The 24484-nt window shown below is 69.0% G+C and carries 25 protein-coding genes and 1 tRNA gene; 11 read left to right on the top strand and 15 right to left on the bottom strand.

Annotation, left to right across the window (positions count from 1 at the left end; translation table 11 throughout):
• Window positions 1-27: 27 nt before the first annotated feature.
• The 3 genes from NP80_RS14015 to NP80_RS14025 form a co-directional block, all read right to left on the bottom strand.
• On the bottom strand, window positions 28-498 hold the full coding sequence (locus NP80_RS14015) for an Lrp/AsnC family transcriptional regulator (protein WP_006477376.1): 471 nt from the start codon (window positions 496-498) through the stop codon (window positions 28-30).
• A gap of 79 nt (window positions 499-577) precedes the next feature.
• Window positions 578-1237 (bottom strand): 3'-5' exonuclease family protein, encoded by a 660-nt coding sequence (locus NP80_RS14020; protein ID WP_006401366.1) that lies wholly within the window; start codon window positions 1235-1237, stop codon window positions 578-580.
• On the bottom strand, window positions 1234-1878 hold the full coding sequence (locus NP80_RS14025; protein ID WP_006401365.1) for an MBL fold metallo-hydrolase: 645 nt from the start codon (window positions 1876-1878) through the stop codon (window positions 1234-1236). Before NP80_RS14025 ends, NP80_RS14020 begins: the two co-directional genes overlap by 4 nt.
• A gap of 655 nt (window positions 1879-2533) precedes the next feature.
• Between NP80_RS14025 and NP80_RS14030 the strand changes: the two genes are divergently transcribed.
• Complete coding sequence (locus NP80_RS14030; RefSeq protein ID WP_006401362.1) at window positions 2534-3142, top strand: septal ring lytic transglycosylase RlpA family protein; 609 nt, start codon at window positions 2534-2536, stop codon at window positions 3140-3142.
• Between the two features lie 81 nt (window positions 3143-3223).
• Here NP80_RS14030 and rsmI read toward each other — a convergent pair whose 3' ends face one another.
• Window positions 3224-4102 (bottom strand): 16S rRNA (cytidine(1402)-2'-O)-methyltransferase, encoded by an 879-nt coding sequence (gene rsmI, locus NP80_RS14035; protein WP_006401361.1) that lies wholly within the window; start codon window positions 4100-4102, stop codon window positions 3224-3226.
• A gap of 46 nt (window positions 4103-4148) precedes the next feature.
• Between rsmI and NP80_RS14040 the strand changes: the two genes are divergently transcribed.
• From NP80_RS14040 to NP80_RS14060, 5 genes are all read left to right on the top strand, one after another.
• The gene (locus tag NP80_RS14040) at window positions 4149-4565 is read left to right on the top strand and encodes a YraN family protein (RefSeq protein ID WP_172488706.1); all 417 of its coding nucleotides are present in this window, start codon (window positions 4149-4151) and stop codon (window positions 4563-4565) included.
• A gap of 136 nt (window positions 4566-4701) precedes the next feature.
• On the top strand, window positions 4702-5286 hold the full coding sequence (locus tag NP80_RS14045) for an SIS domain-containing protein (RefSeq protein WP_006401359.1): 585 nt from the start codon (window positions 4702-4704) through the stop codon (window positions 5284-5286).
• Window positions 5287-5303: 17 nt separating this feature from the next.
• On the top strand, window positions 5304-6101 hold the full coding sequence (locus NP80_RS14050; protein WP_006408248.1) for a BON domain-containing protein: 798 nt from the start codon (window positions 5304-5306) through the stop codon (window positions 6099-6101).
• An 11-nt stretch (window positions 6102-6112) separates the two neighbouring features.
• The gene (locus tag NP80_RS14055; RefSeq protein WP_006408249.1) at window positions 6113-6469 is read left to right on the top strand and encodes a c-type cytochrome; all 357 of its coding nucleotides are present in this window, start codon (window positions 6113-6115) and stop codon (window positions 6467-6469) included.
• 100 nt (window positions 6470-6569) lie between these two features.
• A tRNA-Ala gene (locus NP80_RS14060) sits at window positions 6570-6645 on the top strand.
• 59 nt (window positions 6646-6704) lie between these two features.
• Here the strand turns inward: NP80_RS14060 and NP80_RS14065 are convergent.
• Both NP80_RS14065 and NP80_RS14070 read right to left on the bottom strand, forming a co-directional pair.
• Window positions 6705-8102, bottom strand: coding sequence for an enolase C-terminal domain-like protein (locus NP80_RS14065; protein ID WP_006409071.1), 1398 nt, complete (start codon window positions 8100-8102; stop codon window positions 6705-6707).
• Between the two features lie 58 nt (window positions 8103-8160).
• The gene (locus NP80_RS14070) at window positions 8161-9501 is read right to left on the bottom strand and encodes an MFS transporter (protein WP_006401343.1); all 1341 of its coding nucleotides are present in this window, start codon (window positions 9499-9501) and stop codon (window positions 8161-8163) included.
• 289 nt (window positions 9502-9790) lie between these two features.
• Here NP80_RS14070 and NP80_RS14075 point away from each other — a divergent pair, with 289 nt between their 5' ends.
• Entirely contained in the window at window positions 9791-10426 is a 636-nt protein-coding gene (locus tag NP80_RS14075) for a DUF2239 family protein (RefSeq protein ID WP_006409073.1), read from the top strand.
• 16 nt (window positions 10427-10442) lie between these two features.
• On the opposite strand, the gene NP80_RS14080 is transcribed toward NP80_RS14075, so the two are convergent.
• The 4 genes from NP80_RS14080 to NP80_RS14095 are packed head-to-tail and all read right to left on the bottom strand — an operon-like array spanning window position 10443 to window position 14698.
• Window positions 10443-11609, bottom strand: coding sequence for an ABC transporter permease (locus tag NP80_RS14080; protein WP_006409068.1), 1167 nt, complete (start codon window positions 11607-11609; stop codon window positions 10443-10445).
• A gap of 10 nt (window positions 11610-11619) precedes the next feature.
• On the bottom strand, window positions 11620-12774 hold the full coding sequence (locus tag NP80_RS14085) for an ABC transporter permease (protein WP_006401339.1): 1155 nt from the start codon (window positions 12772-12774) through the stop codon (window positions 11620-11622).
• 21 nt (window positions 12775-12795) lie between these two features.
• Window positions 12796-13494 carry an ABC transporter ATP-binding protein gene (locus NP80_RS14090; RefSeq protein ID WP_006401338.1) on the bottom strand — a complete coding sequence of 233 codons (699 nt, stop codon included), beginning with the start codon at window positions 13492-13494 and terminating at the stop codon, window positions 12796-12798.
• A gap of 1 nt (window position 13495) precedes the next feature.
• Window positions 13496-14698: an efflux RND transporter periplasmic adaptor subunit gene (locus tag NP80_RS14095; protein ID WP_006408255.1), complete on the bottom strand. Its 1203-nt coding sequence runs from the start codon at window positions 14696-14698 to the stop codon at window positions 13496-13498.
• A gap of 340 nt (window positions 14699-15038) precedes the next feature.
• Between NP80_RS14095 and NP80_RS14100 the strand changes: the two genes are divergently transcribed.
• Entirely contained in the window at window positions 15039-15272 is a 234-nt protein-coding gene (locus NP80_RS14100) for a hypothetical protein (RefSeq protein ID WP_006401332.1), read from the top strand.
• A 77-nt stretch (window positions 15273-15349) separates the two neighbouring features.
• On the opposite strand, the gene NP80_RS14105 is transcribed toward NP80_RS14100, so the two are convergent.
• A complete protein-coding gene (locus NP80_RS14105) occupies window positions 15350-16090 on the bottom strand; it encodes a Mut7-C RNAse domain-containing protein (protein WP_045593814.1) in 741 nt (246 codons plus the stop codon).
• A 121-nt stretch (window positions 16091-16211) separates the two neighbouring features.
• Here NP80_RS14105 and NP80_RS14110 point away from each other — a divergent pair, with 121 nt between their 5' ends.
• Together NP80_RS14110 and NP80_RS14115 are read left to right on the top strand one after the other, a co-directional pair.
• Window positions 16212-17081, top strand: coding sequence for an NAD(P)-dependent oxidoreductase (locus tag NP80_RS14110; RefSeq protein WP_006401329.1), 870 nt, complete (start codon window positions 16212-16214; stop codon window positions 17079-17081).
• Between the two features lie 76 nt (window positions 17082-17157).
• Window positions 17158-17796: a LysE family translocator gene (locus tag NP80_RS14115; RefSeq protein WP_006401327.1), complete on the top strand. Its 639-nt coding sequence runs from the start codon at window positions 17158-17160 to the stop codon at window positions 17794-17796.
• Between the two features lie 75 nt (window positions 17797-17871).
• Here NP80_RS14115 and NP80_RS14120 read toward each other — a convergent pair whose 3' ends face one another.
• On the bottom strand, window positions 17872-19155 hold the full coding sequence (locus NP80_RS14120; RefSeq protein ID WP_045593818.1) for an MFS transporter: 1284 nt from the start codon (window positions 19153-19155) through the stop codon (window positions 17872-17874).
• 97 nt (window positions 19156-19252) lie between these two features.
• On the opposite strand from NP80_RS14120, the gene NP80_RS14125 reads away from it, so the two are divergent.
• On the top strand, window positions 19253-20182 hold the full coding sequence (locus NP80_RS14125) for a LysR family transcriptional regulator (RefSeq protein WP_006408259.1): 930 nt from the start codon (window positions 19253-19255) through the stop codon (window positions 20180-20182).
• 213 nt (window positions 20183-20395) lie between these two features.
• On the opposite strand, the gene NP80_RS14130 is transcribed toward NP80_RS14125, so the two are convergent.
• From NP80_RS14130 to NP80_RS14140, 3 genes are all read right to left on the bottom strand, one after another.
• Entirely contained in the window at window positions 20396-21229 is an 834-nt protein-coding gene (locus NP80_RS14130) for an OmpW/AlkL family protein (RefSeq protein ID WP_006408260.1), read from the bottom strand.
• 15 nt (window positions 21230-21244) lie between these two features.
• Complete coding sequence (locus tag NP80_RS14135; RefSeq protein WP_006401319.1) at window positions 21245-22492, bottom strand: DUF2957 domain-containing protein; 1248 nt, start codon at window positions 22490-22492, stop codon at window positions 21245-21247.
• Between the two features lie 140 nt (window positions 22493-22632).
• Window positions 22633-24054 carry a DUF2957 domain-containing protein gene (locus NP80_RS14140; RefSeq protein ID WP_035946446.1) on the bottom strand — a complete coding sequence of 474 codons (1422 nt, stop codon included), beginning with the start codon at window positions 24052-24054 and terminating at the stop codon, window positions 22633-22635.
• Window positions 24055-24484 lie beyond the last annotated feature (430 nt).

Raw genomic sequence — 24484 nt, forward strand, 5'->3', positions numbered from 1 at the left:
CAGCGCCGCGCGCGGCCCGCCCGCCGATCAAAGCGGCAACTGCGTATCGAACTTGATTTCGCGCAGCACGACGCTCGTGCGGACCTGCGAGACGGCGGGAATCTTGAAGATGCGTTCGTGCAGGAACACGTCGTAGGCCTTGATGTCGGGCGCGACGATCTTGAGGATGTAGTCGGCTTCGCCGGTCGTGCTGTAGCACTCGGTGACTTCCGGGCAGGTCGCGATCTCGCGCTCGAACTGCTCGACGCCGCCCTCGTTATGGCGCGTCAGATGCACGTGCGCGAGCGCGCAGACGTGCAGCCCGAGCTTCTCGCGATCGAGCAGCGCGGTGTAGCGCTGGATCACGCCCGACTGTTCCATGTCCTTGATGCGGCGCCAGCACGGCGTGCTCGACAGGCCGACCTGGTCGGAGATTTCCTGCACGGAGCGGCGCGCGTCGAGCTGCAACAGGCGAAGGATTTTTTGCGAAAAGGAATCGAGCGTCACCTGCGCCTCCATGCGGCAGCTACAACACGCTGAATGTTAGAGGGCCGCGAAAGGAAAGGCAATCTGACGTGCCGTCGGTGAGCGAGATTCCCTAATTTGTCCGTGGATCCGTGGGAGATCGTCCCGCGCCCGCGTCGTCGGACCGATCGGTGTCCGATACGGCGAGGCCCGCAAGCGCGGCCTGCTGGCGGCGCAGGTCGGCCAGCATGTTGCAGAACAGCGCGCCTTGCTCGATCGCATCGTCGAGCGCGACGTGCGTGTGCGGATGATCGTCGAACCAGTGCTTCGGAAAGCGCGGCTTGATCGCCTTGCGGTACGGCAGCCCCGTCATCGCGAACGCGAGCGTCTTGATGTCGAGCGCCGACCACGAGAACGGGCAGCGTCCCGCGAAGCGCATCATGTACCAGAACATGAACGTGAAGTCGAAGCCGGCGGGCATCGCGACGAACACCGGTTTGCCGGGCAGCGCCTCGACCCATTCGACGTACGCGACGAGCGCCGTTTCCGGCGCCTGCAGGTTCTGCCGGCACGCGGCCCAGGCGTCGGGCTCCGTCTTCCACCACGCTTCCTGCACGGGATGCGCGTGCGCGCCGGGCAGCGTCTCGAGGTTCGCCGAGAAGGTGGCGATCAGCTGTTTGTCTTCCGTATAGGCGGCCGACGCGAAGCTCAGCATCGAGTGCGGGCCGGGGATCGGGCCGTCCGCTTCGACGTCGGTGCTGACGTAGATTTCGGGAATCGCGGTCTGGTTCATCCGAACACCTTGTCCGACACGAACGGGTTCGTGCGGCGCTCGTCGCCGAACGTCGACACGGGGCCGTGGCCCGGCACGAACGTCACGTCGTCGCCGAGCGGCCACAGCTTCTCCTTGATCGAGCGGACGAGGTCCGCATGATTGCCGCGCGGAAAATCGGTGCGGCCGATCGAGCCGGCGAACAGCACGTCGCCGACGATCGCGACGCGATGCGCGCGACTGAAGAACACGACGTGGCCCGGCGTATGGCCCGGGCAGTGATAGACCTCGAGCGTTTCGTCGCCAAACTGCACGGTGTCGCCGTCGTTCAGCCAGCGATCGGGCTCGAACGCTTCCGCGGCCGGGAAGCCGAAGCGCTCGCTCTGCGTCGGCAGCTTCTCGATCCAGAAGCGCTCGTCTTCCTGCGGCCCTTCGATCGGCACGCCGTAGTGCGTCGCGAGCGTCTTCGCGCCCGCGCAGTGATCGATGTGCCCGTGCGTGAGCAGCACCTTGTCGACCTGCACGTTCTGCCGCGCGATCTCCTGTTCGATCCGTTCGAGGTCGCCGCCCGGATCGACGACGGCGGCGCGGCCCGTCTTCTCGCAGACGAGCAGCGAGCAATTCTGCTGGAACGGCGTGACCGGAATGAGCGTGACTTTCATGGAAGCACCGGCGGCTAAAAGGATCGATTGTACCGGTCGGGCGCGTGGGCTGCCGGCCGTGCGGCGGCGTGCAGGGCCGTTGTTCGGGCAATCCCGCAGCATCCCGATGGTTACCGCCATAGAGAGAATCAATGGTCCGCGCGGGGCGCTTTTCGAGACGCGATTTTGATTTATGTATAATGCGGCCCATTGCGCGTGAATTTCACGCAATTCGCTGGTGTTCCGGCCCCGTCAGAGAGGGGCGTCGGGTTCACCGTCAAGCATCAGCCGCCGGGGGTTTCCGGCGGTGTATCCAGCACCGTGCATTCGGTGCTCACGTCTTGTCCGGCCGGGCGCTGCGCGCCCGCCTGCGGCCTTGCTGCCGCGCCGCCGGACGGGGCCTGTGCCGCCGTTCCTGTGCGTCATCGTATCGACGCGCGCGAACGTGAAAGCCATGTTCGATGGCGGCATGTGGGGTCTGGTCAGGCTGCCGGGGACAGGTTGCGCCAGACGTGAAAGCTAATCAGGACGGTTGCGGCACAGACGAAAGCCGCGCCCATGCAAGCCGCCCGCTCGCGCTCGAGCGGGACGTGCACGCATTTGCCGTCCGGGCCGCGTATCCGCGTCGCGAAACAGCGTCAGGAACAGGCGGCCCGAACCAGAAGGCGACACGTCGATGAATTTACGACTTCCGAATCGATTCGGGACCATTGCTTTATTTTTTGCGCTCGCGGGCTGTGCGGTGCCACCCAGCCAGACCACCGGGAGCGCGTCGCAGAAGAACGCGGTCGACAAGACGGCCGCGGCCGCGAAAGCGGACGATCAGCAACCGCTCAATTTCGATTCCGCGCTGGCATCGATGCCGGCCACCGGCAGCGACGACGCGAAGAAATCGTCGCTGGCCGACGCCGAGCCGATCGACGGCAAGGACGTCTCCGATTTCCGCCAGACCGGGCGCGCATCGTGGTACGGGAAGGGCTTCCACGGCCGCCGCACGGCGAACGGCGAGCGCTTCAACATGAACGCGTTCACGGCCGCACACCGGACGCTGCCGCTGTCGTCGTACATCAAGGTGACGAACGCGTCGAACGGCAAGTGGGTCGTCGTGAAGGTCAACGATCGCGGGCCGTTCAAGCGCGGCCGCGTGCTCGACCTGTCGTATGCGGCCGCGAAGGTGATCGGCCTCGTGCACGCCGGCACCGGCCGCGTGAAGATCGAAGGGCTCTCGCCGCAGGAAGCGCGCGAGGCGCGCGACGAGATGCTCGCGTCGATCTCGTCGAAGTAACGTCGCGGAGCGTTTCCGCGTGCAGAAGGGCTGCCGTCGGCAGCCCTTCGTCATTGATGCGCGGTGCGTGTGCGCCCGCCGTCAACCTTCCTTCAGCGCCAGTGCGCGCGCATACAGCGCGTTGCGCGACGCGCCCGTCAGCGCAGCCGCGAGTTTCGCCGCGCTCTTCACCGGCACTTCTTCCAGCAGCAGCTTGAGCAGCGCGTCGTGCGCGGTGTCGTCTGCGTCGTCGCGCGCGGCCGGCGCGCCTTCGACGACCAGCACGAATTCGCCGCGTTGCCGGTTCGCATCGCCGGCGAGCCAGCTCTGTCCTTCGGCCAGCGTGCCGGCGAACAGCTGCTCGTGTAGCTTCGTCAGTTCGCGCGCGATCAGCAGCCGGCGCGCGGGGCCGAACGCGCCGGCGAGCGCGTCGACCGTTTCCGCGATCCGGTGCGGCGCTTCGTAAAACACCAGCGCGTACGGATGCGACGCGAGCGCCTGCAGTGCGGCCGCGCGCTGCTTCGCCTTCGTCGGCAGGAAGCCTGCAAACGTGAACGCGCCGGCCCAGTCGCCGGCCACGCTGAGCGCCGTCACGGCCGCGCTCGCGCCGGGCAGCGGAATCACCGCGAAACCGGCGGCGCGCACCGCGTCGACGAGCCGCGCGCCGGGGTCCGAGATGCCGGGCGTGCCGGCGTCCGATACGTACGCGACGCGCTCGCCGGCGCGCAGCAGCTCGATCACGCGCAGCGCGGCTTCGCGCTCGTTGTGTTCGTGCACGGCGACGAGCGGCTTCGAGATGCCGTAACGCGCGAGCAGCTGGCCCGTGTTGCGTGTGTCTTCGGCGGCGATGCGATCGACGAGGCCGAGCACGTGCAGCGCGCGCAGCGTGATGTCGGCGACGTTGCCGATCGGCGTCGCGACGACGTAGAGGGCGGCTTCCGGGTAGTGCTGCGTGTGCGCGAGTTCGAGGAGGGCAGTCATGGCAGGCAATGCGCGCGATCGCCGCGCAAGCGGAACAAGGACGGCATTGTGCCACGCGCGCGCCGCGCGGCCGGACGACGCGTGCGCGGCCGACAACTTTTCCTGCGCGGCGCGATCCAAGCCGATCGGCGCCGCGTTCGAGTTGCGCGCGCGGCAGTTCCTCGCGCGCCGCGGGCTCGCGTTCGTCGCGGCGAACGTGACGATGCGCGGCGGCGAACTCGATCTCGTGATGCGCGACGCCGACGGCACGCTCGTGTTCGTCGAAGTGCGCGCGCGACGCAGTACGCGGCACGGCGGCGCGGCCGCGAGCGTCGGTGCGCGCAAGCGGCAGCGGCTCGTCGCCGCGGCGCTGCGCTTCTGGGCGCATCACGATCCGGCGGCCGCGTGCCGGTTCGACGTGATCGCGTTCGAGGCCGGGCGGCTCGTCTGGCTACGCGATGCATTTCGTGCCGACGATGCGTAGCCGCCAGCTGTGACGAGATGTAAAGAGTTCTTGCCGGACCGCGGGACACGGTGCCGGAGTACGGTAAACTCGCCGCACTCACGATGTGTCGCGCGACGCGCCGAAGCGTGCTGCGCGCCCAGTTCACCAGGAATCGATGTCAGTCGAACGTATTCAGCAACATTTCCGCGACAGTGCCGCGCTTCATGCGGAAGCCGCCGACGCGCTGTCGCTGCCGATCGCAGCTGCGGTCGACGCGATGTTCGCCGCACTGGCGAACGGCAACAAGATCGTCGCGTGCGGCGACGGCCCGTCGGCCGCCGCAGCGCACTACCTCGCCGTGTCGCTGGTCGGCGGCTTCGAGCGCGAGCGTCCGGGCCTGCCCGCGATCGCGCTCGGCACCGATGCGTCGCAGGCCGGCCTCGCCGGCGCGGCGGCCGCCGATCAACTGTTCGCGCAACAGGTGCGCGTGCTCGGCCAGACCGGCGACATCCTGCTGGTGCTCGATTCGGGCGGCGCCTCGCCGCGCGTGCTCGCGGCGATCGACGAAGCGCACGAGCGCGAGATGACCGTCGTCGCGTTGACGGGCGGCAGCGGCCATGCAGTCGCGGCCGCGCTGTCCGACACCGATATTGCGATCAGCGTGCCCGCCGTCCGGGCGGCGCGCATTCACGAAGTCCATCTGCTGACCATCCACTGCCTGTGCGACGGCATCGACGCGATGCTGCTGGGTGAGGATTGAACGAAGGAGAGCCGTCGATGAATCAAAGCCGCGTCAAACAGACGCTCGTCAGAACCACGCTGCTCGCCGCGCTGACGGCGGGCCTCGCCGTGTCGCTGCAGGGCTGCGTGCTCGGGGTGGTCGGTGCGGCAGCCGGCGGCGGCGCGCTGATCGCGACCGACCGCCGCACGCTCGGCGCGCAGACCGAAGATCGCGAGATCCAGGTCAAGGCGCTCACGCAGATCAACAACGGGCTGCCCGATCAGTCGCACGTGAACGTGACGGTGTTCAACCGCCGCGTGCTGCTGACCGGCGAAGTGCCGAACGATGCATCGAAGCAGCGCGCCGAGGAGATCGTGCGCGGCATCAACAACGTGAACGGGATCGTCAACGAGCTGTCGGTCGAGCCGGCGGCGTCGCTGTCGTCGCGCGCGAACGACTCGTATCTCGAAGGGCGCGTGAAGTCCGAGCTGATCGCGACGAAGGGCATCTCGGCGAACAACTACAAGGTCGTCAGCGAGCGCGGCAACATCTATCTGATGGGCCTCGTGACGGTCGACGAAGGCAATCGCGGCGCCGAGGCGGCGAGCCAGGTGCCCGGTGTCGAGAAGGTCGTGAAGGTATTCCAGTACATCAAGCCGCAGGATGCGCAGGCGCTGCAGGCCGCGGCGCCGAGCGACGCGTCGGGCACGCAGGCCGCGGCCGCGCCGGCCGACGCGGCGACCGTCGGCGCGGTGCCCGATGCGTCGGTGCAGTCCACGCCGCTGCAGCCGCCCGCGCCGATCTCGAATTCGTCGGGCGTGCATCCGGGCAACCCGAAGGCGACGCCGCAATGAGGGCTGCGCCGATGAAGTCGTTCAGGCAGGTGGCACGCCGCATCGTGCAGGGCGCCGTGGCGGCGTCGCTCGTCGGTGCGTGGGGCGCGAGCGCGCACGCGCAGGTCGGCGACGGGCTCAGGGTCGCGCGCAGCAACGCCTGCCTGGGCTGTCACGCGGTCGACCGGAAGCTCGTCGGCCCGTCGTTCAAGGACATCGCCGCGCGCTACAAGGGCGATCCGCAGGCCGTCGCGAAGCTGTCGAAGAAGGTGAAGGACGGCGGCTCGGGCGTCTGGGGCGCGATTCCGATGCCTGCGCACCCGCGGATGAGCGATGCCGATCTGCGCTCGGTCGTCGAATGGGTGCTGGCCGGCGCGCCGCAAAAGTAACGTTCGGCGGGCCGCCGCGCGCGATCTTGCGCGGGCGCAAGCGCTTGGGGGCAACCCTATTGCCAAGCGCGGAAATGCGTGTGTATGATGACGGTTTGTTGGGGCGGTAGCTCAGCTGGGAGAGCGTCGCGTTCGCAATGCGAAGGTCGGGAGTTCGATCCTCCTCCGCTCCACCAACGAATTCGAAGGGCTCGATCGCAAGATCGAGCCCTTTTTGTTTATGCGCGCCGCCGTCCTAGCGCCGCCCGAAACTCGGCCGCTTCGGATCGTACGTCCAGCCCGGCACGAGATACCGCATCGCAACCGCATCGTCGCGCGCGGTGCCGCCCACCTGCCGGTACAGCGCATGCGCAGCCTCGACCTGCGCGAGGTCCAGCTCGATGCCGAGCCCCGGCCGCTCCGGCACGGCGACCTTGCCGCCGACGATCTCGAGCGGTTCGCGCGTGAGCCGCGCATCGCCTTCCTGCCAGATCCAGTGCGTGTCGATCGCGGTGATCGTGCCCGGCGCCGCGGCTGCCGCATGCGTGAACATCGCGAGCGACACGTCGAAGTGATTGTTCGAGTGCGAGCCCCACGTGAGCCCCCAGTCGCGGCACAGCTGCGCGAGCCGCACCGAGCCCTGCATCGTCCAGAAGTGCGGGTCGGCGAGCGGAATGTCGACGGCCTGCAGCCGCACCGCATGATCCATCTGCCGCCAGTCGGTCGCGATCATGTTGGTCGCGGTCGGAATGCCGGTCGCGCGGCGGAATTCGGCCATCACCTCGCGTCCCGAATAGCCGGCTTCCGACCCGCACGGATCTTCCGCATACGCGAGCAGGTGGCCTTGCCCGCGGCACAGCGCGATCGCTTCGTCGAGCGACCAGGCGCCGTTCGGATCGAGCGTCACGCGCGCGTCGGGAAAGCGCGCCTTGATCGCCGCGATCGCTTCCATCTCGTCGGCGCCGTCCATCACACCGCCTTTCAGCTTGAAATCGGCGAATCCATAGCGTTCGACCGCGGCCTCCGCCTGCCGCGCGATCGCGGCCGGCGTCAGCGCCTCGCCGTTGCGCAGCCGGAACCAGGGCTCGCTCGCGTGCGCCTCGTCGCGGTACGGCAGATCGGTGCGGCGCCGGTCGCCGATATAGAACAGATACGCGAGCATCGGCACCGCGTCGCGCTGCTGACCTTCGCCGAGCAGCGCGGCAACCGGCACGTCGAGATACTGGCCGAGCAGGTCGAGCAGCGCGGCCTCGATCGCCGTGATCACGTTGTCGAGCCGCAGGTTGATCTCGTGCGGCTGGCGCAGCACCGCGGCTTCGCCGGCCGACGTGACCTCGTGCCGGATCGTGCGCCCCGCGCCCGCGGCCGGGCCGGACAGCGCCGCGCGCACCGCGTTCAGCGTCGCCTGGTAGCGGCCGATCGGCTGGCCGACGACGAGATCGGTCATGCGCTCGAGCGCGTGCCGGATGCCTTCGCCGCCCGGCACTTCGCCGACCCCGGTGCGTCCGCTGCTGTCGTCGAGTATCACGAGGTTGCGCGTGAAATACGGTGCGTGCGCGCCGCAGAGATTGAGCAGCATGCTGTCGCGACCGGCGACGGGAATCACCTGCATCCGCGTGACGCGCGGCGTGCCGGCATGACGGGCTTCGGACATCGTTCGGGGTTCCTCTCGAAAGCGGGCGGCCGGCCGCGCCGGCTCGGCCCGCGTCGGTTCAACGAAGCTCGACGCGGCGGATCTCGCCGACGACGAACAGATAACAGATCACCGCGACGAGCGCGTGCGCGCCGACATAGACGAGCGCGCCGTTGAACGACCCGCTGCGGTCGACGATATAGCCGATCGCGATCGGCGTCGTGATGCTCGACAGGTTTCCGCAGGTGTTCAGCAGCGCGCCGCTGAGCCCGGCGATCTGGCGCGGTGCGGTATCGGCGTTGACGGCCCAGCCGAGCGCGCCGAGCCCCTTGCCGAAGAACGACAGCGCCATGAACAGCACGACGAGCACGTGAGAATCCGTGTAGTTGCAGACGATCATCGACATCGACAGCAGCATCCCGATCACGATCGGCACCTTGCGCGCGATCGACAGCGAGCGGCCGTGCCGCAGCAGCGCGTCGGAGACGATACCGCCGAGAATGCCGCCGAGGAACCCGCACACCGCCGGGATCGACGCGACGAGCCCCGCATTGAGAATCGACATCCCGCGCGCCTGCACGAGATAGACGGGAAACCACGTGATGAAGAAGTAGGTGAGCGCGTTGATGCAGTACTGCGCGACGTAGACGCCGATCAGCATCCGGCTCTTCAGCAGCGCCTTCACGTGCCGCAGCGACGGCCCGCCGTCGCGCGCGCCGCTCGTCTGATCGATGTTGACGAGCGCGCCGCCGTCCGCGAGATAGTCGAGTTCGGCACGGTTGATCTGCGGATGGTCCTTCGGATCGTAGACGGTGCGCCGCCAGACCGCGACGAACGCGAAGCCGAGCACGCCCATCACCGCGAATACCGATTGCCAGCCGAACGCGTGCACGAGCCAGCCCATCAGCGGCGCGAACACGACGGTCGCCGCATACTGCGCGGCATTGAAGATGGCCGACGCGGTGCCGCGCTCGGCGGCCGGAAACCACGCGGACACGATCCGGCTGTTGGCGGGAAACGACGGTGCTTCCGCTGCGCCGACGAGAAAGCGCAGCCCGAACAGCAGCGCGAACGCGGCCGCGCCGCCGAAGAAGCCGATCGCGCCTTGCAGCAGCGTGAACAGCGACCAGAAGAAGATGCTGAACGCGTAGACGATGCGCGAGCCGTAGCGGTCGAGCAGCCAGCCGCCGGGCAGCTGCGCGACTACGTACGACCAGCCGAACGCGGAGAAGATGAAGCCGATCTGCACGTGGTTCAGATGCAGGGCGCGCGCGAGGCTCGGGCCGGCGATCGAGATCGCCGCGCGATCCGCGTAGTTGATCGTCGTGACCGCGAACAGCACGGTCAGCACGAGCCAGCGCACGCGTGTGCGCCGGGCCGTTGCCGACGCGGACGCCGGCAGCGCGTGAAGCGGATTCATGCTGTCTCCTCCGAGGCGGAAGGCGGGCCGTCCTGCGGCCGGCGCGTCGGTGTGCGCGCGATCTGTCGTGTCGCGACGCCCGGGCCGGGCGAGCGGGCGGGCGTCCGGGTCATTCTGTCACGGCGACATTTGCACATTCATGCCAATTGCTGACTTGATCGATTCAGCAATTGAATCGTTCGCGACGACGGCGACCGGCGCGAACGATTTTTATCCGGGTGATATTGACATCCGATTTATACCCGGATAAAAATGTCGCTACTCCGATTTTGCATCCAAGGCGACCGCGATGACTGCGACTTCGTTTCTCCCTTCCTATACCGCGTTCGACGGCCATCGCCGCATCGCGTCGGGCCCGCTCGCGACGGTGGCGGTCGCGGTCAAGCGCATCGCCGGCGACGGCATGGCCGGCACGGTCCTGATCTTCGACGATGCGACGGGGCGCTCGATCGACCTCGACCTGCGCGGCACGGCCGACGAAGTGCGCGCGCGTCATGCGCCGCCGGCGCGCGATGCCGCGCACGACGCAGGCATCGCCCGCGATCCTGTCGGCGCGGCCGAACAACGCGGCCGCGGCCGGCCGAAGCTCGGCGTCGTATCGCGCGAGGTCACGCTGCTGCCGCGCCATTGGGACTGGCTCGCCGCGCAGCCGGGCGGTGCATCGGTCGCGCTGCGCAAGCTCGTCGAAGACGCGCGCCGCACGCATGCGGCCGCCGACCGGCGGCGCGACGCGCAGGCGCGCGCCTATCACTTCATGTCGGCGCTGGCCGGCGATCTGCCCGGTTTCGAGGAAGCGGCGCGCATGCTGTATGCGAACGATCTCGCGCGGATGGCCGAACTGATCGCCGGCTGGCCGGAGGATGTGCGCGACCACGCGCTCGCGCTGGCGCGCGGCGAGCTGCCGCCGTCGACGGAAACGTGCTGAGCGCGCGCGCCGTGCATCACCGCGCGCGCAACGCATCGACGATGTTCAGCCGCGCGGCGCGCAGCGCCGGCAGGAAGCCGCCGACGAGCCCCATCACGAGCGAGAACAGCAGCGTCTTGACGACGATCGCCGGCGTCAGCACGAAGCGGAACGACAGGTCCGAGAAGGTCTGGAAGTTGGTCGTCGAGAACGAGGCGAACTGCATCAGCGACGCGCAGGCGAGCCCCGCGACGCCGCCGACGAAGCCGAGCAGCAGCGCTTCGAGCAGGAACGCCGCGAGCACGTTCGCGCGCTTGAAGCCGAGCGCGCGCAGCGTGCCGATCTCGGCGGTGCGGTTCGCGACCGACGCATACATCGTGATCGTCGCGCCGATCATCGCGGCGATCGAGAAGATCGTCGACAGCGTGATTCCGAGGATGTTGATGAAGGTCGACAGCGCCTTCGACTGATCGCCGTAGAACGTCTGCTCGCGCTTGGCTTCGTCGGTCAGCCGCGGATCGACGTCGATGTCGGCCTTGAAGCGCGCGAAGCCGTCGGCGCTCGGAATGCGCAGCACCATCGACGAATAGCTGGTGCGCCGGAACGACTGCATCAACTGATCGACGTCGCCCCAGATTTCCGAATCGAAGCCGCTGCCGCCCGCGTCGAACGCGCCGACGATGGTCCAGTCGCGCTGCGCGAAATGCAGGCGGTCGCCGAGCTGCGTGTCGCTGAAGCCTTTCGCGACCGCGCTGCCGACGATGATTTCCGACGAGCCCGGCGCGAACATGCGGCCCGCCTTGAGTTGCACGCGCGGGCGCAGCGCGAGCCCGGCCGGCGACACGCCGCGGATCACGACGTTCGACGGCTTGCCGGTCGACGTCTTTACGAGCGAGATCAGCACGACGGCTTCCTTCGACACGAGCGGCCGGCCGTCGGCGCCGAGCGCGACGGCCGGATGCATCTCGAGCGCGTTCGCCTGCTGATGATCGATCGCGCTCTGGATTTCGGTCTCCGCGCCCTTGCGGATCACGACGACGTTGTCGGGCTCGCCGGTCGACACGAGCGTCTGCGTGAGCCCGGCGTCGAGCATCAGCACGGTCGCGAACACGAAGATCACGAGCGCCATCCCGCCGGCGGTCAGCGCGGTGGTGAGGCGGCGCGCCCACAGGTTGCGCGCGATGTAGGTGAGCGGGATCGCCATGCCGCGCCCGTCAGCCGATCGCCCGCAGGCCTTCGACGACGCGCACGCGCGCGGCCTGCCAGGCGGGCACCAGCGCGGCCGCCACGCCGACCGCGACCGAGCAGGCGGCCTGGAGCGCGAGCGTGCGCGCGGACACGTGGAACACCGGGAAGATCCCGCCGGCCGCCTGCTTGAACAGGCTCGCGGCCGGCGGCGTCGCGAGCATGCCGAGGCTGCCGCCGATTGCCGCGATCACGGCCGATTCGCCGAACACGAGCAGCGCGAGGAAGCCGGGCCCGAAGCCGAGCGCCTTCAGCGTTGCGTATTCGGCCGTGCGCTCGCGCGCGCTCATCGCCATCGCGTTCGCCATCACGGCCATGATGATCAGGATCACGACGTAGGACACCAGCCGGATCGCCGCGATGATCTGGTTCGACATCGCGACGAAGCCGAGCTGGAACGCCTGCTCGGTTTCGGTCAGCGTTTCGGCGAGCGAGTTGCGGAACGTCGCGTCGACGTTGCGCGCGATCGCCGCGCCGTCGTCCGGGTTCGCGACGCCGAGCACGAACACGCCGACCTGATCGGCCTGCTTCGGCGTGCGCTGGCGGACCGTTTCATTGAGATAGTCCCAGTGGAACACCAATTGCCGCGTGATCGTCGATTCGTCGCGCCCGTCGAGGATGCCGCGCACGACGAAATCCCACGTGCCCGGATAGATCGTGCCCTTCAGCGGGATCACGTCGCCGACCTTGAAGCCGAACTGCGTCGCGAGCTGCCGCCCGACGAGACAGCCGCGGCGGTCGCGCGCATAGTCGGCGCGCTGCTGCGCCGGCACGATGAACTCGGGATACAGATCGAGATAGTTGTCCGACACCGCGAAGCTGGCGAAGAAATTCTTCGGATCGCGGTAGATGCCGCCGAACCAGTTCGAGCGGACGATCGCCGTCACGCCGTCGACACCGCGGATCCGGTTCTCGTAGCTGACCGGCAGCGGAAACACGAGCGAGATCGCGTTGCGCGTGACGAGCCGGCCGCTCGACGCGGCGGCCGCGCCCGCGTACCACGCGTCGACGACCGTATGCAGCAGCCCGAATGCGAGCACCGCGATGGTCAGGCCGAGCACGGTCAGCAGCGTGCGCAGCCGGTGCCGCAACGCGTTGCGCGCGATCAGCTTCAGCACGAACATCGCGCGCGCCGGGGCGAACGGTCAGCGGGCATGCCCATCGATCAGCTCCCCTTTTTCGAGATGCACGAGCGATTTCGCGGCCGCGGCCGCATGCGCGTCGTGCGTGACCATGATGATCGTCTTGCCGAGTTCGGCGTTCAGCCGCTGCAGCATCGCGAGCACGTCGGTGGCCGAGGCGCGGTCAAGATCGCCGGTCGGCTCGTCGGCGACGATCAGCGCGGGATCGGTGATCAGCGCGCGCGCGATCGCGACGCGCTGCTGCTGGCCGCCCGACAGCTCGGACGGATAGTGCGCGGTCCGCTCGCCGAGATTCACCATGTCGAGCACGAGTTCGACGCGCTCGCGCCGTTCGCGGCGCGACAGCGGCGTCAGCATCAGCGGCAGCTCGACGTTCTCGAACGCGGTCAGCACCGGCATCAGGTTGTAGAACTGGAAGATGAAGCCGACGTTCGCCGCGCGCCATTCGGCGAGCTGCGCTTCCGCGAGCTGCGTGATGTCGAGCCCGCCGACGCGCAGTTCGCCGGCATCCGGCCGGTCGATGCCGGCCACGAGATTGAGCAGCGTGCTCTTGCCGGAGCCGGACGGTCCCATCAGCGCGACGAAGTCGCCTTCGCCGATGTCGAGCGTGATGTCGGTCAGCACGGGCACGATCTGGCTGCCGCGCCGGTACGACTTCGCGACGTGGCGGATCTCGACGAGGGGCGGCGGTGCGGCGCTCACGCTACTTCTTCGCGACGGTCACTTTCGCGCCGTCCTTCAGCGCCGCGCCGGGCGCGAGCACGACCGTGTCGCCGGGCTTCACGCCGCGCACCGCGACCAGCTCGCCGATGCGCGCGCCGCGCGCGACGGGCACCGCGTGCACGGTGTCGTCCTGCAGCGCGAACACGACCGGCCGGCCGTCGCGCTCGACGACGGCGCTCGCCTGCACGGCCGTCACCGGCTGGCGGTCCTGCGCCGAGACGGGCTTCGACAGGAACGCGATCTTCGCGCTCATGTCGGGCAGCACGCGGTCGTCGCGATCGACAAAGCGCACCTTCACGAGCACGGTCGCCTTCGAGCGGTCGACGGTCGGCACGATCCGCGACACGCGGCCCGCGAAGCGCATGTCGGGCAGCGCGTCGAGCTGGATTTCGCACGGCTGCCCGGCGCGGATCTTCGCGATGTTCGATTCGGCGACGTCGGCCTCGACTTCGAGCGTATCCATGTCGGCGATCGTCACCACCGCACCCTTGCTGTCCGATGCGGACGAGAACGGCGTGATGTTGTCGCCGACGTTCGCGTGCTTCGCCAGCACGATCCCGTCGAACGGCGCGCGGATCACCGTCTGGTCGACGGCGACCTGCGCGGCGCGGGCATTCGCTTCGGCCGACGCGACGGCGGCCTCGCCGCTGTTCACCGACGCGCGCGCCTTGTTGACGCGCGCGGTGTCGGTGTCGAGCTGCGCAGCCGGCACGGCGCCGCGCGGCGCGAGCGCCGCGGTGCGGCGCAGCGCGATCTCGGCATCCTTCAGCTCGGCCTGCTGCACGCCGAGGTTCGCGCGTGCCACCTTCACCTGGGCAAGCGCCTGCGCGAGCGACGCTTCGACGTCGCGGCTTTCGAGCCGCGCAATGATTTCGTCCTTCTTCACGCGCGTGCCCTCGAGCACGCCGAGCCACTCGACGCGTCCCTGGCCCTTCGATGCGACGGCTGCCTTGCGCTGCGGAACCACGTAGCCGGTCGCGTTCAGTTGCGTGTCGTTCTGATAGGGATACGCGGACGTGACGGCCGTCGTGTCGACGGTCGGCCGGCGTGTGACGGCGAGGCCTATGGCGAGCGCGACGAGGGCGAGCGCGGCGGCCGCCGCATAGCGAACCCAGCGTCGCCGGCGCGGCGCTGCGATCGGGCCTCGGTCGATCTTCAGCTTGTCCAGATTGTGATCGGGCAATTGGGTGCCTCTTGGCGGCCGTCTCGGGGCCGCGGTCCGGTGCCGGGAGCGTGTCCGGGAAAGGGACGGAAGGTCGCTCAGTATAGCGTCGCCGCGAACGGTCGGCGCACCGGTTCGCCGGCATGCGGATGGCGGTCGCGCGTGCGCCCCCGGGAAAACCCGGTAAACGCCGCGCACGTGTCAACTGGCCGCGAAGCCGGTGCGTTATCGAGCCAGTGCGTCAGGATTCCAGCGCGGCGGAACGGTGCAAGCCGGCCGGCGTGACTGACGCTCCGATGCGGATGCCTCGCATCTTTTCGTACCGGCACGTTTGAATTTTTTCTCCGCTAAAGGAAGAACAATGAAGAAGACGCTCGCTTCGATCATGACCGCAGCATTCGCTCTCGCATCGGTTTCGGCATTCGCACAGGCTTCGGCGCCGGCCGCCGACACGTCGGCTTCGGCTCCGGCACCGGCCAAGAAGGATCACAGCAAGCCGAAGCACCAGCTGAAGCGCCACGGTTCGGCAAAGGGCAAGGCGAAGGCCGCAGCGGCTTCGGCAGCCGGCACGAACGACGCAGGCACGCAGAACTAAGCACGCGGTGCAGGCCGGCCCGGCCGGCCAGCCCGTCGCGAAACCCCGTTTGCTTCGGCATACGGGGTTTTGTTTTTTTAGCCCCCGCTCGCGGCGGGCTGCGCGCGCATCGCCTCGACGAGCGCCTGCATGCGCCGCCAGTGCGAGCCTTCCCAGAACACGCGCCGGCACACGTCGCACGCGGCGAAGCGCCGGTGCCGCTGCCGCACGCCGGGCGGCACGCGCGGCGCGGCCGCCGCGGCATCGAGCGCATGCAGCGGCGCGTTGCAGCGCAGGCAGAGCCGGAACGGCTGCATGTGCGGCGCGAGATCGAGCCGCGCGAACAGCTCGCGCAACTGCTCGGCCGGCTGCTGCGCATGGACGTAGCAGCCGCGCACGATCGCGCGGCGCTTCAGCAGCTCGCGGTCGCGCGTCAGCACGATGCGGCCCTCGCGCTCGGCGAGCGCCGCGATCTCGTCGTCGCGGAAGTGGTTGTCGTAGCGCGTGTCGAAACCGGCGAGCCGCAGCAGTTGCGCGAGCCCGCCGAGATGGGCGTCGGCGACGAAGCGCCACGCGTCGGGCGGCGGCGCGCTCGCGGCGCCGCCTGCGCGCTCCGGGTACACGTCGATGCGGTCGCCGTCGTCGACGCGCCGCTCGAGCGCGGCCGCCGCACCGTTGACCGACAGCCGGCCGATTTCCGTGTGCGGGATGCCGAGCGCCTCGATCGCATGCTTGACGGTCGCGTCGCGCGCGCACGCATGCGCGAACGCGCGCTCGCGCTGCTCGCGCGCGAGAAACGCGTTCAGTTCGCCGTGGAAGCGGAAGGTCGCGGTCGCCATCCGCGCAGTATCGCATCGCGAGCCGCGCGGCGTGCGGCGTGCGCCGTCAGGCCTGAGGCGTGCGCTGCGCGTTGCACGCATCTGTGTTTAACTCGCGGCTTGACGATCGAAGGAGCGGGCAATGGATCTCGGATTTATCGGGCTGGGCGAAATGGGGCAGGCAATCGCGACGAACCTGCTGAAGGCCGGACATACGGTGCGCGTGTGGAACCGCTCGCGCGATCGCGCGGCGCCGCTGGCGGAGCTCGGCGCCCGGATCGTCGATGCGCCGGCCGACGCGTTTCGCGGCGACGCGGTGTTTTCGATGCTGGCCGACGACGCCGCCGCGCGCGCCGTGTTCGACGACGCGCTGCTTGCGCAGGCGCCGCGCGGCTTGATCCACGTGAACATGGCGACGATATCGGTCGCGCTCGCGGAATCGCTCGCGCACGCGCATGCGTCGCGCGGCCTGCAGTACGTCGCCGCGCCGGTGATGGGCCGGCCCGACGTCGCGGCCGCCGGCCGCCTGACGATCATGGCCGGCGGCCCGGCCGAGGCGATCGACCGCGTGCAGCCGCTGTTCGATGCGATCGGCCAGAAGACCTGGCGTTTCGGGTCGCTGCCGCAGCACGCGAACGTCGCGAAGATCGCGGCGAACTTCACGCTCGCCTCGGCGATCGAGACGCTCGGCGAGGCGTCGGCGCTGCTCGGCGCGCACGGCGTCGCGATGCGCGACTTCCTCGACGTGATCACGCACAGCGTGTTTCCGGGGCCGGTCTACGAAGGCTACGGCGCGATGATCGCCGAACGCCGCTACGAGCCCGCGCGCTTCAAGGCGCGGCTCGGGCTGAAGGACGTGCGGCTCGCGCTCGAAGCCGGCGACGCGGCGTCGGTGCCGCTGCCGGTCGCGAGCGTCGTGCGCGACAGCCTGCTCGACGTGCTCGCGCACGGCGGCGGCGATCTCGACTTCGCCGCGCTCGGCGACGCGGCACTGCGCCGCGCGGCCCGTTGAGGGCGCGCGCGACAGCGGCGTCGCGCGCACGGCATAATCGACGTTTCGTTTTGACGACTTCACGCAGAGGCGCGCAATGAACCTGCATACCTGGTGGCTTTTCGTGGCGACGGTGTTCGTCGTGTCGGCGATTCCCGGACCGAACATGCTGCTGGTGATGACGCACGGTGCGCGCCACGGCCTGCGGCGCTCGGCGGCGACGATGGCCGGCTGTCTGAGCGCGCTCGTGCTGATGCTGTCGGTGTCGGCAGCGGGCCTCGGCGTGTTCCTCGAGGCGTGGCCCGCGATGTTCAACGCGCTGCGCTTCGCGGGCGCCGCCTATCTGATCTACCTCGGCGTGAAGGCGTGGCGCGCAAGCGCCGACGACGTGCCGGCCGCCGATGCCGAGCCCGCGCTGCGCCATGCGGCCAATGCGTCGCGCTGGGCGCTGTTCCGCAACGGCTTCCTGGTGGCGGGCAGCAACCCGAAGGCGATCCTGTTCGCGGCCGCGCTGCTGCCGCAGTTCATCAACGCGGCCGAGCCGACGCTGCCGCAGTTCGGCATCCTCGTCGTCACGTTCGCGGTGATCGAGGTCAGCTGGTATCTCGTCTATGCGTCGTTCGGCACGCGCATCGGCGCGACGCTGAAAAGCCGCAGCGTCGCGAAGATCTTCAACCGGCTGACGGGCGGACTGTTCGTCGGCTTCGGCGCGATGATGGCGCTGGTCCGTCACTGATTCGCGCCGCCGCCGCGCGCCGAACGCCCCACACCGGACGCCCCGTGCCTCGCCAGAGGGCGGGGCGTTCGTCTTTCAGGCCTGCGTGTCGGGCAGCGCCGCGCGGCCGGTCACGCGCGCGGCGGACCGCCCGGCCAGGCCCGATGCGCCGGCGAAGACGAGCGCGACCGTGCACACGGCGCTCCAGCCGCCCCAGGCCCATGCGCTGCCCGCGAGGGCCGCGCCGATCGCGCCGCCGACGAAGAACAGCCCGACGAAGAGGCCGTTCAGGCGCCCGCGCGCGGCCGGATTCAGCAGGTTGATCGCGCGGCGGCCCAGCGTCTGGTCGACGATCACGCCCGCATCGAGCAGCGCCGCGCCGCCGGCCAGCAGCGCCAGCGCGAGGCCGCGGTGCGCGTGCGCGTCGAAGCCGAGCCAGCCGGCGCCCGCGATGCCGAGCACGACGAGCGCCGCGAGCATCGCGCCGAACGCGGCGCGCTGCGCGAGCGGCCCGCGCCCGCTGTCGCCCGCGCGACCGGCGAGCGGCGTGACGATCGCGCCGCTCGCGCCGGCGAACGCGAACAGCGCGATTCCATGCAGGTCGAGGCCGAACGGCGGCTGCGCGAGCCGCAATCCGATCGCCGTCCAGAACGCGCTGAACGCCGCCATCGCGAGCGCGGCCGACAGCGCATGCCGCCGCAGCACGGGTTCGTCGGCGAGCAGCTGTCCCATCGATGCCAGCAGCGCGCGGTAGCTCGCCGTGACGGGCGGTGTGCGTGTCGGCAGTCGCAGCGCCAGCACGGCTGCGATCGCGACGTCGGCCGCGGCGGCGAGCGCATAGAACGCGCGCCAGCCGATCGAGCCCGCGATCAGGCTCGCGAGCGGCCGCGACAGCAGAATGCCGAGCATCAGCCCGCTCATCACGTTGCCGACGGCGCGCCCGCGCTGCGCTTCCGGCGCCATCGACGCCGCCATCGGCACGAGCATCTGGATCACGCTCGACGCGGCGCCCGCGATCAGCGTCGCGCACAGAAACACCGTGCCCGAGTGCGTGACGGCCGGCAGCGCGAGCATCGCCGCGCATACGGCGAGCGTCGCCACGATCACGCGGCGGTTCTCGAGCAGATCGACAAGCGGCACGAGCAGCGCGAGCCCGGCCGCGTAGCCGAGCTGCGGCAGCATCGCGACGAGCCCGGCGAGGCTCGCGGGCAGCTGCAGGTCGGCGCTGATCGGGCCCGTCAGCGGTTGCGCGGCGAACAGGTCGATCACGATCACGCCGACCGTCGCCGCGAAGAAGAGCGTCATGCCGGCGCTCAACGTCGGCCGGGCGTCGTGCGCCGCGCGCGCGGCGCCGGGACGGGAAGGGGCAGGGCAGTTCATGGAAGGGCCACCGGAATAGTCGAAGGAAACCCCATCGTAGGCGGCGTCACGTTATGCGACAATTGAAATATCTCTAAAATCATTATGCGAGTTTGCTTTGAATACACGCGATCTCCAGGCGTTCGTCGCGGTGGTGGACAGCGGCTCGATGGTGGCCGCGGCGACGCGGCTTCATCTGACGCAGCCGGGGCTGACGCGGCGCGTGCAGAACCTCGAAACATTGCTCGGCGTGCCGCTGCTCGACCGGCAGAGCAAGCCGCTGAAGCCGACCGCGGCCGGGCGCGACGTATACGTGCTCGCGCGCAACGTGCTGAGTGCGGTCGATGCGCTGTTGGCGGCCGGCACGCCGGATAGCGAGCCGACCGGCGAACTGCGGATCGGCGTGCCGCCGTTCCTGTCCGAACTGGCGCTCGAGCAGCCGATCGACCGGCTGCGCGAAGCGTTCCCGCGCCTCACGCTGCGCGTGACGGCCGGCTGGTCGCCGGCGCTGCTGCAGGGCGTCGAGCGCGGCACGCTCGACATGGCGACCGTGATGGTGCCGGTCGGCACGGCGCTGCCCGACACGCTGAGCGCAACGCGGCTCGGCACGCAGCCGACCGTGCTCGTCGCCGCACGCGAGTTTCCGCTGCCGGAGGGGCCGCTGACGCTCGACGCGCTGTCGCGTTTTCCGTGGGTGCTGAGCCAGGACGGCTGCGGGATGCGTTCGGCGCTGAGCCGAGCGCTCGGTGCGGCCGGGCTGCCGTTCGACGTCGCGGTCGAGGCGTTCGGCTCGGAGCTGCAGTTGTCGCTGGTGGCGCGCGGCGCGGGGATCGGCATCGCGCCGCCGAACGCGCTCGCGCGCAGCGCGCATCGCGACGCGCTGAAGATCGTGCCGACCGACGGGCTCGATACGCGGATCGGCGTCTGGATGGTGCACGGCGCGTTGCCGGGCCGGCTGATGCGGCCCGCCGCGCTGCTGCGGGAAGCGCTCGGCGCCGTGCTGGCGCGGGAGATTGAAACGGGGTCAGCTGTAAGCGCGGCGGCCTAGCACCCGCCGGACAGCGTTAGAGGCGCCATTCGAGGGAAAATCCTTATTTTCTCTACGGAAATGTTGCGCTGCGCAAATCGATTCGCTATAGTTACACCTGTCTCCTCCATGTCTCCTCTGATATGGATTCAGCCCGCCTCTCAAGGCGGGCTTTTTTTTGCCTGCGCGCCGGCCGCGGGGGAGCCGCTGCGCCGCCACCGGTGCGGCCGGGCATCAGAACTTGTAGGTCAGCCCGACGTAGCTGATGATCGGATCGGCCTTCAGCTCCGACTTCGATTCCGCGAGCACCGTGCCGTCGGCCGCCTTGATCGTCACCGTCGACGTCGTCTTCAGCGGGATGTAGGTCACCGACGCGATCAACCCGAAATGCTCGGTCATGTTGTACTGCACGCCCGCGTTGAACACCGGCTGCCATGACGACGAGGCCTTCGCTTCCACGGATGTCGTGCCCGGCTTGCCGGCGCCTGCCGCGAGAATCGCGCCGAGGTTGTCCTGCGTCTGCTTGATGAAGTTCGAGTTCAGCTGCAGGTCGCTGAACCAGTTGTACGACACGCCGAGCCCGAGGAACGGCCGGAACCGCGCGGTGGCCTGCCCGAAGTAATACTGCAGCAGCACCGCGGGGCTCCATTGCCGCACGCTTTTCACGATCGGATTGACCGCCGCGATCCCGATGTTCTGCGTGCCGAGTGCGCCGGCCGGGCCCGGCGGATTGATCGTGCCTTTGCCCGACACCTTGAACACCGGCGGTACGCCGGCGACCGACGTGACCGCGATGTGGTCGGTCAGAAAGTGGCTGACCGTCAGCCCGACGGTGTCCGCGCCGCTCGTGTGCAGCCCGGTGCCGGGCGACGTGAACGAAGGCGGCAGCCGCAGCGGCGTGTTGATCGGCGTCGGCGCGACATTGGTTGTCATCGGCGTGCTGCTCTGCTGCGGCATCACGTGGAACCAGCCGAGCGTGACGACGTTGCTGCCGGCGCTCTGTGCGTGGGCCGCGAGCGGCGCCAGCGCGGCGGCGCCGGCCGCCGCGCACAGGAAGGTCTTCTTCATCACGGCAGCCTCCGCTTACTGGACGAACGCGCCGATCGTGAAATACGGCGTCGAACCCGCGTTGTCGAGGAAGCCGAACACACCGCCCGTGAAGATGAACTTGCCGGTCGGCGACGTGCTGCCCGAGCCCGTATGAATCGTCGTGACCGTGCCCGGCACCTTCTGCGTGTAGTCGAGGTCGAGCGCGGTCGCGAGCGACGCCTGCGACGGCTGGAACGGATCGAGCAGCGTCGCCTGCGTGTTGATCAGCGCCGTCGTCCGATAGTCGAACTGGCTGTCGACGCCGATGTACTCGCCGTTCTGGGAGCCGACCGACACGGCCGTCTGCGGGGCGAGGATCGAAATGCTCGACTCGTCGTCGGCGGTGAGGCCGGGCACGCCGTTGCTGTCGGGTGTCGGGTTCGGGTTCGCGACGCCCGTGCGCACGAGGATCGGCACGAGCTGGTTGCGCAGCTTGCCGACGACCATGAAGCCCTTGCCTTGCGGCGTCGCCGACAGCGTCGGCTTGATCTGGCTCTGATAGTGGTCGGTCTCGAACGCGCCGCTGCCGTCGGCCGACTGCACGAAGTTCGTGCCGCGCTGCACGCAGGCGCCGCCCGCGAACTGGCCGGTCGAATCGCACTTGCTCCACGTGCCGTCGGCGTTGATCGTCACCTTCGCGTCGATCGACACCGGCGCGAAGTTCTGCGACGGCACTTCGCCGAAGCCGACGTGGCTGTATGTGCCGGCCACGTTGGCAATGTTCGTCTCGATCTGCGAGAAGCCGATGAACGGGTAGTACGGGAATTTCGTGTCGGGCACCGCGGCCTGGCCGAGCACGCCGCCGAACTGGATCTCCTTGCCGGGAATCGTGCCGCCCGCGACGCCGTAGCCGACGAAGATGCGCGCCGGGCGCGACGCGTCGAGGCTCGCGCCGTTCAGCCGGAATGCGCACTGATTCAGCTTGTTGGTCGGCAGCAGCGTTTCCTGCGTCAGCGTGCCGCTGTCGACGGTGCCCGCGCGCGTCGGCGTCACCGTGCCCGTCGTGCGCGGCACCGGCGATTCGATGTACGTGACCTGCCAGGTCATCTTCGTCGTGTCGAGCTGAAGCTTCACGAGTTCGCCGCTGCCCGCGCCGCCCGTGTAGACGGTGTTGTAGTCGAGCGTCGCGGGGCAGAGCCGCTCCTCGACGAGCGGCGGTGGATTGTCGCCGTCGCCGCCGCCGCCGCAGGCCGAAAGAAGGGGGGCGGCAAAGGCCGCCGCCAGAACGAGGTTGCGCTTCATGTTGCTCCTCCGGATTTGTCTTGTACGGCGGCCGGCTCCCTGTCGACCGCTTCTGTTGCTTGTGCTCGTGCTGCCGGCGCCGTGCCGGGCGCCTTCGTGCGTCGCGCGGCGGCGTGCATGCGCCGCCGCGTCCCCGACCGCTACTTGCTGATCTGCGCGCCCACGCCGAAGTACGGTGCCGACGACGTCGTCGCGTTCGCCGACGTCGACGTGACGCCGCCGTTCACCGTGCCCTGCACGAGCGCCGCGTACAGCCCGCCCGTCGCGATCACGACGCCCGACGCGGACGGATAGCTCGCGCCGCTCGCCGGCGTCGTCGTCGCGGCCAGCAGGCCCGGCGTCGACTGGCCGTAGTCGAGCGTGAAGCCGTCTTCCTCGGCCTGCGTGGACGGATTGATGAACGATGCGTTGCTGCCGCGGATCAGCGCAGCCGTGTACTTGAAGTTCGAGTCCGCGCCTGCGTAGCCGCCGTCGATCGCGCCCGACTGGATCGTGCTCGCCGCGCCGAGCACCGCGATGCCCGATTCGTCGTCGACCTTGGCGTCGGTATGCAGCGGCGGCGAGCCGAGATTCACGTCGCCCGTCCGCACGATCACCGGCACCGTCGCGCCGTTGAGCTGGCCGATCACCATGTGCGCGGTGGCCGACTTGCCGGTCGCGCCGACGATCGGCAGCTGCGTTTGCGGCAGGATCTGCGGGGCGTTCTTGCTATCGAGGTAGCCGCGGTTCGCGGCATTTACGGTCCAGGGATTGCCGGTCGTCTGGCAGCTGCCCGACGTCGACGTGCATGCGCCGTTCGCGTCGAACGTCTCGCTCGAATTCGTGCCCTTCGTCGCGTAGTTGCCGGACGGCACGAGGTGGTAGCTCAGCGCGTTATAGGTGCCCGGCAGCTTCGACAGATCGGTCGTCGTGCTCGCGAAGCCGAGGAACGGATAGAAGTCGAAGTGGCGGTTCGGCACCTTGCCGACGTTCTCGGCGATCACCGGAACGATCGTGAGCCCGTCGTACTGCACCGTCGCACCCGGAATGCCGCCGCCCGCGACGCCCATACCGACCAGCAGCATCGGCGGGTTCGCCTGGTTGAAGTCGGCGGCGGTCGAGTAGGTCGAGCCGTCCGCTGCGGTGCCGGTGCCGGGCGTCAGCACGAAGGCGCAGCGTGTTTGTTCGGCCGTCGGCAGCGTGCCCGCGGGCGGATGCACGACCTTGCCGGTGATCGTCGTGCCGGCGCGGCTCGGCGTGACGGTGCCCGTTTTCAGCGGGATCGGCGATTCGAGCCACTTGAGCGTGTAGGTCATTGCGACCGCATCGATGTTCACGCTGACGATCTCGCCGCTGCCCGCGCCGCCGAGATACGTGCTCTTCACGATATCGGCGTTCGCCGGGCACAGCGCGCCGTTCACCGGCTGCGACGGTGGCGGCCCTTGCGTGCCGCAGCTCGAGCCCGAGCATTGAGGCGCGTCGATCGGCGCGAGCGAACCGCCGGAATCTCCGCCGCCACAGGCAACCAGCAAAGGGGCAATGGCAAAGGCCGTTGCCACCCCCTTCGATAAGGTGTGCGACATGCCGCTGTCTCCAGTCGTTTAATTGTGCGAGCTAATGTCGCCGCGTGGATTTTTGCTGTCAATTGACGAACTCGTCTAAAAAAGGCGATTGAAACGAAAAGCGCTTTTAAAGCCCTTTACGGATAAGGCCTGCGGTAAGAAATTTAAACGCGCGGGACGGCGGGATAGGGCGAGGAAGTCGGCTCGGCGCCACGCCGGTCGGGCGTCTGCGCCGCTGTGCACGTCGCCGCGAAGCGTTTAAAGCGAACGGTATCCGGTTTATCCCTATCCGGGATGAAAGGGAGAGCGGCGGCGCGCGAAATTAATTAACCGGCAATGAGCTAATCGAAAGCTTGTAAATATTTGTAAATACCGGCGCGCGCGTTTTATTGATTGCCGGCCGTGAATGAAAAAAGCCGGCCAACGGCCGGCTTTGCATCGCGTGCGATGA

The organism is Burkholderia multivorans ATCC BAA-247 (assembly GCF_000959525.1).
GTDB lineage: Bacteria > Pseudomonadota > Gammaproteobacteria > Burkholderiales > Burkholderiaceae > Burkholderia > Burkholderia multivorans.